Below are 7,480 nucleotides of genomic sequence, written 5' to 3' on the forward strand. Positions count from 1 at the left end.
AGAAAATATATGAGCCTTTTTTTTGGAAAAAAAGAGCAGGTGGTTATAGAGCTTTTTAGACAGCATCTTGATGCAGTTGAAAATACGATAGTAAAGCTCCAGGATCTTATTTATGAAGAAAAAAAGGAGAAACATAAGGAATTAGCAGAAGAAGTAAGAAAAGCAGAAACAACAGCCGATCAAATAAGAAGGAAAGCAGAACTTGAGATGTATTCAGGTGCGTTTTTACCAAATTTTAGAGGGGATCTTCTTGGAACAATTGAAGCACTTGATAGGATAGCAAACAAGGCAGAAAGCGTTGCAGATGAGATAGATCTGCAGGATTTAACCATTCCAAAAGAGGTCCATGAAAACTTGAAAGCTTTAATATCAAAATCACTTGAAACTTACAAAGCTTTAAAGGAAGCTGCAAAGGAAATGTTCGAAGATTTTGAAAAGGCAAGTCAGATGATTGTAGAAACAGAAAGATTCGAACATGAAACAGACGAGATAGAAAGGAGTACTATTAGAAAGATCTTTTCACTTGATATACCTCTTGCTGAAAAAATTCAGTTGAAAGATTTGGTTCATAGGATAGCAGACATATCAGATACATCTGAAGATGTCTCTGATAGAATTCAGATAATATTGTATAAGAGAAAAGTATAAGGTTTGTTTGAGGTGATTTTGTGAAAATTTTACATACATCTGATTGGCACCTTGGCAGAAGACCTGCTGGGGGTGTCGGGTTATATTCTAATGAAAGGTATGAAGACTATTTTAAAGCGGCAGAGTATATAGTTAATGAAGCTGTTAAAAACAAAGTTGATTTGGTAATTATTTCCGGTGATTTGTTTGATAAAAGTAATATTTCCCCTGAAACATTGTATAAAGCAGAAAGACTTTTAAATGTTTTAAAGGAAAATGAAATTAAAGTTTTAGCTATTGAGGGAAACCATGATCAGGTTTCTACATACAAAGAGTCTTGGATATGGTATCTTGAAAAAAAAGACCTTGCAATATTTCCAAAGTCTTATTTAGATGGTGAAAAGTTTAAATTTGTACCAATAGAAATTGATGGAATAAAATTCTTTGGAGTTTCATATCAATCTAATTTAAATGAAAAGGCGTTGCAAGATTTGTCTCAATCTTTAGATAAAGAAAATAATATAGTTATTGTACACACTGCGATTGTTAACGATTTATCTGATACTCTGCTTCCAGGATGCGTGACAAAGGAAGTCATTGATGCTTTTTCAAATAAAGTTTTGTATATTGCCGCAGGTCATTTTCACTCCTTTTATAAATACCCATCAACAAATCCATTCTTTTTTATACCTGGCGCTCCTGAATATTGGGATTTAAACGAAAAGGAGCAAAAAGGCTATATAATTTTTGACACTGATTCAAGAAAATATACCTTTTATCCATCAAAAAAGAGAAAACTTTCCACATATAGAATCAGTATAGATAATTACAAAGATTTTGTGGCAAATTTGGATGTTGAAAAAGGAGAGATAATAAACCTTGAGATAAATTCTGCATCAGGCAGATATCCTAATGTTGGTTGGATTGAGGTAGAGTTACTATCAAAGGGAGCATTAAAGGTAAATGTGAAGGTGATTTTTGAAGGTCAGGTATATAATAGCAATCAACTTAAAAATCTTAGCAAAGAAGAAATTGAAAAACAGATTATTAAGTCATGGGGAAATATTTTTTCAAAAAATGCAGATGATACATCAAAACTTATCTCGACTTTAAAGAAAATGGAGAGGGAAGAGGATTTGATAGATATATTTGACGAGTTTTTAAACAAATTACTTGAGGGTGAAAAAGATGATAATTAAGAAGGTTTGTTTGAAAAATTTTAGGGTGCATAAAGATAGAGAATTTGAATTTAAACCAGGTATTAATCTTTTGCTTGGAAAAAATGGAACGGGGAAAAGCTCAATATTTGAAGCGTTGAGCGTTGCGTTTTTTTCAAAATCACCACGTGGAAAGTTAGATTCTATTATTACAAAGGATGGAAGTAAAAAGGCTCAAATAAAGGTAGAATTTATTGGAAGCGATGGGAAAGAATACGTTTTGGAAAAAAGTATAGGACAAAGAAAATCAAGTCTTTATTCAAAAGATGGAATCTTGAAATATGAAAGGAAAGAAGATATTTCAGAATACATTAAAACCATTGTTGGAATAAACGAAGAGGTGTTTAATAAAGTAATATATACTTACCAAAATCAACTTACGGATATTTTTTCAAAAACACCTGCTGAGAGAAAGCAGTTATTTGATAGATTATTTGAAACAGATGTGTATAGAGAGATATCCGACAAACTTTTTAAAGTTCAGCAAAGTTATGAAAAAGACTTAGAAGTTAATAAGGTTGAGTTAGAAAAGATAAAGTTAGAACTTGAAAGCGAGGAATTTGCTGATTTAGAGGAAAGAATAAAATCACATGAAGAAAAATTAGAAGAAGTTAAAAATGAGATAGAGAACCTAAGAGCAGAAGTACAGAACCTAAGAAAAAGACAAAAAAGTTTAGAGGATATAATAGAAAGTTATAAAAGAATAAAAAAGGACTTGCAAATGCTGGAAAAAGAAAAAGAACATTTAAATAGCAAATTAGATGATTTAAATAAAAGATTAGAGAATGCAAAAAAAGCCAAGGATATTGTAGAAAAAACAAAAAAAGGATATGAAATGTATTTAGAGCTTGAAAAAGAGGTAAGAAGATTAAATACCAATCAAAAGGAACTTCAAGGGAAAAAGCGTGAAAAAGAAACGCTTCAAGATAAAAGGAATGAATTAGAAAAAAGTAAAAGTGTATTAGAATCTCAAATTAGTAGTTTAAAAGAAAAAAAGGTAGAAATTGAAAAAAGAATATCTGAAAAGGATGAAAAAATTAGTGATTTAAAAAAAGAGATTTTAAAGTTAGATGAATATTTGAAAAATCTTTTGGATGATCAATCTAAACTTTCTGCAGAAATAGAGGAGTTTAATAAAAGATATGAAGATCTAGGGAAACTAAAGGTAGAATTACAACACAAATATTTAAAAATTTCAGAAGAAGAAAAGCTTTCTTTTAATAGGAAGTTGCTTGAAGATGAGATTTCAAGGTTAATGCAACAGATAGAAGAAGTAAAGAAAAATATAAGTTATGAAGATCAATTAGCACAAGATCTTGCAAATTTGCGTGCAAGACTTGAAAATATAAAAAATGTAAGTCGTGAATTATCTAGTGGAATGTGTCCGATATTGAAGGAAGAGTGTAAAAATGTAAAGGAAAAAGGAGGATTTGAGGTATATATCGTTGAAAAGGAAAAAATAGAGGAGGAAATATCTGAGCTTGAAGAAAGTCTAAAAAAGTTAAGAAATTTCAAAAAAGAGAAAGAAGAATTAGAGAAAATTCTAAAAGAAAAAGAAATAGAACTTTCTAATATAAATTTAAAGCTTGAGGAAATTGAAAGGGAAAAGGAAAGTATAAAGGGTATTGAAAATATTCTTAAAACTCAAAACTATGAAGATATGGAAAAAATAAAGAAAGAATATGAGGGAAAATATTTATCTTTAGTAAAGCAAATTTCAGCCACAAAAGAGAGAAAAAGCAGCCTTGAAAAAGATCATGAAAAATATTTAAAAGAAATTAGAGATGAATATGAAAAGTTAAGGAATATAAATGAAAACATATCGTTATTTAACGAAAGTTTTGAGAAAACCTCAAAGGAACTAGAGCAAGTTGAAAAATGCCTGGCAATATATGTTGATATCGAAAAAGACATTTCAAGTACAATGAATTCTATAGAAGAAAAACAAAAAGAGATGGATACATTAAGAAAAGATTTTGACTTGTATAAAAAATTTGAAAAAGAAGCTCAAATGCTAGAAGATATATTAGAAGAAGTTAAAGATACAAAGAAAAAGATAGAAGAAAATAAAAAATGGTCTAGCATTCATGAAAAAGAATTAGAAAAAATTCACAATATAGAAGAAATAGAAAGTGAAAAAGATAATTTAGTTGTAGATATTGATAAAAGAAATGAAAAATTATCGGAACTTTCACAGCAAGTAGGAAAATTAGAGGAAAATGTAAAGTTTCTCAATAGAGAAAGAGAAAGAAAGAAAAGGCTTGAAAATGAAAAAAGAGAGCTTGAATCTAAGAGGATATTTTTAGAAAAGAAGCAGAAATTGACAAGAGAATTTAGAGAAAAATTAAGAGCTTTGGGAATGAAGGTAGCTCACAGAATTTCAGATGAGATTTCTAATCTTTCAACTGAAAACTACATTAGAATGACTGGAAAAGTTGAAATGATAGAATTCTCTGCGGAAAATGATTATGAAGTTATTCTAAGAAATGTTGAAGAATCAATAGAGAGGACATTTTCGATGCTCTCGGGCGGAGAGCAGGTAAGTGTTGCAATTGCCATTAGGGCCGCTCTTTCAAAGATCCTTTCAAAATCAGATTTTTATATACTTGATGAGCCTACCATTAACCTTGATGTTGAAAGGAAAAAGCTTCTTGCAGAAAACATAGAAAAGTTATTTGAAGATGTAAAGCAAGTGTTTATAATAACCCACGATGAAGAATTTACCCACATGGCAGAAAATATTATAAGACTTTAATTTTGTTAATAAACAGTTACAAATATTTTTTGGTAGCTATGAAAACTGTCAAATTTAAAAGCTTTCTTGTTTTTAAGTGTTATTTGTAATGTTAACCAAACTGTAATTTTACGGAAACTAGTCGGTTAAAATAACAAGTTATAATCTAAGTGTAATGTGAAAAAATTCTCAATAATTGAAACAACAGTTTGTGAAAAATATCTTTAAAATGGAGGTGGGTAGTATGGCAAAGTATGAAGTTACAAAAACTATTGATGTAAGAGGAGAGGTATGTCCAGTTCCTGACGTTGAAACAAAGAGAGCATTAAAAAAGATGAAACCTGGAGAAATTTTGGAAGTTTTAATTGATTACCCTATGTCAAAAGAAAGAATTCCAGAAACAGTAAAGAAATTGGGACATGAGGTATTAGAGATAGAGGAAGTTGGAAGAAGTGAATGGAAGATTTATATCAAAGTAAACGGCTAAGTAGGGGGTGCAAAAGATGGCATATTTAGGAATAGTATTTGGACTTATATTTGGTATTATTCTTCAAAGAGGTCGTATATGTTTTAATTCAGCTTTTAGAGATGTAAGACTTTTTAAAGATAATTATCTTATGAAATTTGCAGCTTTAGTAATAGCACTTCAAGTTCTCACATTCCTATTTTTTGCACAAATGGGATGGATTACATTAAATCCAAAACCTTTAAACTGGGTTGGAAATATAATTGGTGGATATTTATTTGGTATGGGAATGGTACTTGCCGGAGGTTGTGCATCTGGTGTTACATATAGGTCTGGAGAAGGTATGACAACTGCATGGTTTGCCGCTATTTTCTACGGTTTAACAGCATATGCAACAAAGTCTGGAGTATTTTCTGGATGGTTAAAGTGGGTTTCAAAATTTAACGTAAATGTTGATCACACAGAAGGAATTTACGCAGCTAAATCCGGTCCAACTTTATCTTCTGTTTTTAACGTGAACCCATGGATTGTAGGAATTATATTTGTGGCAATTCTTTTGTGGTACGTTTTTGGAACAAAAACGACGGAAAGAAGTACAAAGCTTGGTTACAAAACAGCTGCAATAATCCTTGCAATATTGGCACCTCTTGCTTGGATGTCTAGTGCAGCTGCTGGAAGAAACTACGGATTTGGTATTACCGGTGGATGGATTAGCTTGTTCAAAGGATTTTTAAACAAACAACCTTTGAATTGGGAAGGTTGGGAAATTGTAGGAATTATAATCGGTGCAATGATTTCTGCAAAGCTTGCAGGAGAGTTCAAACTAAGAATGCCAAAGAATCCAATTACTTATCTTCAAGTAATGGTCGGTGGTGTTTTAATGGGATTAGGTGCAGTTACAGCAGGTGGTTGTAATATCGGACATTTCTTCACCGGTGTTCCACAAATGGCAATTAGTTCTTTACTTGCTTCACTATTCTTTATCCTTGGAAATTGGACAATGTCATGGATTTTGTTTGGAAGGGACTGAGGAGGAGATAATATGAAAATCACAATTCAGGTTATGGTTCAACCATATACATATCAAGATTTAGATACTGCTGTAAAAATTGCAGAAGCAGCTTTAAAAAAAGGACATGAAGTTACAATATTTTTGTTCTGTGATTCTGCAATAGCAACTAATAAACATATGAAGCCTGTAAGAGGAGATAGAAATATTTCACAACTTTTAAAAGGACTTATAGATAAAGGTGCAAAAGTAGAAATTTGTGGAATTTGTATGGATTACAGGGGAATTACGACGGATATGATAATAGAAGGTTCTAATCCAAGCGGACTTCCAGAACTTGCAGAGCTCATTTACACAAGCGATAGATTTATAAGTCTTATGGCGTGAGGTGAAAAATAATGGAAAAAAAGGTTTTATTTGTTGTATATCAATCTCCAGTTGGTTCAATATGGGTAAATGAAGGATTTAGAACAGCATTTGGAATGTACGGTGAAGATATTGAACCTGCTGTAATGTTAATTGATGCTGCTACAGTTGCATTATCAAAGGATACGAAACCAGAATCTTTGGGACTTCTTTCAATAAAGATAGTTCAAAGATTTATAAAGAGATACAAGACCCCCGTATACGCCGTTAAAGAAGATTTAGAAAAGTACAATGTTAAAAATGTAGATGAAGAGTATGGTGCACAATTTATAAATAAAGATGAATTGTCTGATTTCTTCCATCAATATGATTTGGTTATTTTTATGTGAGAGGTGATTTTAATGGCTTTAGTTTTAGTTAAATATGGTATAAACCATCCTGTTGAAAAACTAAAGATTGAAAGTGCAAAGGAAGATGATTCAATAGTATTAATTCAGGATGGTGTATATTGGAATTTACAAGATTTATCATCCTTAACAAAGGCAAAGGTTTATATTCTAAAGGAAGATTTTCTTGCAAGAGGCTACAAAGAAGATGAGGCAAAATACAATTTGATAGATTACGATGGCTTTGTAGAACTCATAGAAAAGGAAGAAAAATTTATAGGCTAACGGGGAACTTTCCCCGTTAGTCTTTTTAGGTAGGAGGTAAAAACATGTATGAAGCAATAGTAATAGGTGGAGGGCCTGGAGGATATGTTGCAGCGATAAGGCTTTCACAGCTTGGTAAGAAAGTTGCAATTGTTGAAAAAGAAGAATTTGGTGGTACTTGTACCAATAAAGGGTGTATTCCTACTAAAGCTATGCTTACAGCCTCACACCTTTTTACTGAAATAAATGAAAAGGCAAAAAAATTTGGTATCTTAGTTAATAATGTTTCATATGATCTATCATTAATCATGAAACACATGCAAAAATCTGTTACTATGTCCAGAAAAGGCATAGAGTTTTTAATGAAAAAGAACAAGATTGATGTATTTAAAGATAAAGCAGTATTAAAAG

9 protein-coding genes are annotated in these 7,480 nt (G+C 31.2%); all 9 read left to right on the forward strand.

Features of this window, described 5'->3' with window-relative positions; translation table 11 throughout:
- Positions 1-9: 9 nt before the first annotated feature.
- Positions 10-648 carry a TIGR00153 family protein gene (locus tag OB7_RS09115; RefSeq protein ID WP_114703116.1) on the forward strand — a complete coding sequence of 213 codons (639 nt, stop codon included), beginning with the start codon at positions 10-12 and terminating at the stop codon, positions 646-648.
- Positions 649-668: 20 nt separating this feature from the next.
- On the forward strand, positions 669-1,826 hold the full coding sequence (locus OB7_RS09120) for a metallophosphoesterase family protein (RefSeq protein WP_114703117.1): 1,158 nt from the start codon (positions 669-671) through the stop codon (positions 1,824-1,826).
- Positions 1,816-4,599 carry an AAA family ATPase gene (locus OB7_RS09125; protein WP_114703118.1) on the forward strand — a complete coding sequence of 928 codons (2,784 nt, stop codon included), beginning with the start codon at positions 1,816-1,818 and terminating at the stop codon, positions 4,597-4,599. Before OB7_RS09120 ends, OB7_RS09125 begins: the two co-directional genes overlap by 11 nt.
- Positions 4,600-4,822: 223 nt before the next feature.
- Positions 4,823-5,065, forward strand: coding sequence for a sulfurtransferase TusA family protein (locus OB7_RS09130; protein ID WP_004100880.1), 243 nt, complete (start codon positions 4,823-4,825; stop codon positions 5,063-5,065).
- A gap of 16 nt (positions 5,066-5,081) precedes the next feature.
- A complete protein-coding gene (gene tsuA / locus OB7_RS09135; RefSeq protein WP_114703119.1) occupies positions 5,082-6,074 on the forward strand; it encodes a thiosulfate transporter TsuA in 993 nt (330 codons plus the stop codon).
- Between the two features lie 12 nt (positions 6,075-6,086).
- On the forward strand, positions 6,087-6,440 hold the full coding sequence (locus OB7_RS09140; protein ID WP_004100877.1) for a DsrE/DsrF/TusD sulfur relay family protein: 354 nt from the start codon (positions 6,087-6,089) through the stop codon (positions 6,438-6,440).
- 11 nt (positions 6,441-6,451) lie between these two features.
- Positions 6,452-6,808 carry a DsrE family protein gene (locus OB7_RS09145; protein ID WP_004100875.1) on the forward strand — a complete coding sequence of 119 codons (357 nt, stop codon included), beginning with the start codon at positions 6,452-6,454 and terminating at the stop codon, positions 6,806-6,808.
- Between the two features lie 12 nt (positions 6,809-6,820).
- Positions 6,821-7,090 (forward strand): sulfurtransferase complex subunit TusB, encoded by a 270-nt coding sequence (gene tusB / locus OB7_RS09150; RefSeq protein ID WP_004100874.1) that lies wholly within the window; start codon positions 6,821-6,823, stop codon positions 7,088-7,090.
- A gap of 44 nt (positions 7,091-7,134) precedes the next feature.
- A partial coding sequence (locus OB7_RS09155) for an FAD-dependent oxidoreductase (RefSeq protein ID WP_114703120.1) occupies positions 7,135-7,480 on the forward strand: 346 nt, incomplete at its 3' end.

Source organism: Thermosipho africanus Ob7 (assembly GCF_003351105.1).
Lineage (GTDB): Bacteria > Thermotogota > Thermotogae > Thermotogales > Fervidobacteriaceae > Thermosipho > Thermosipho africanus.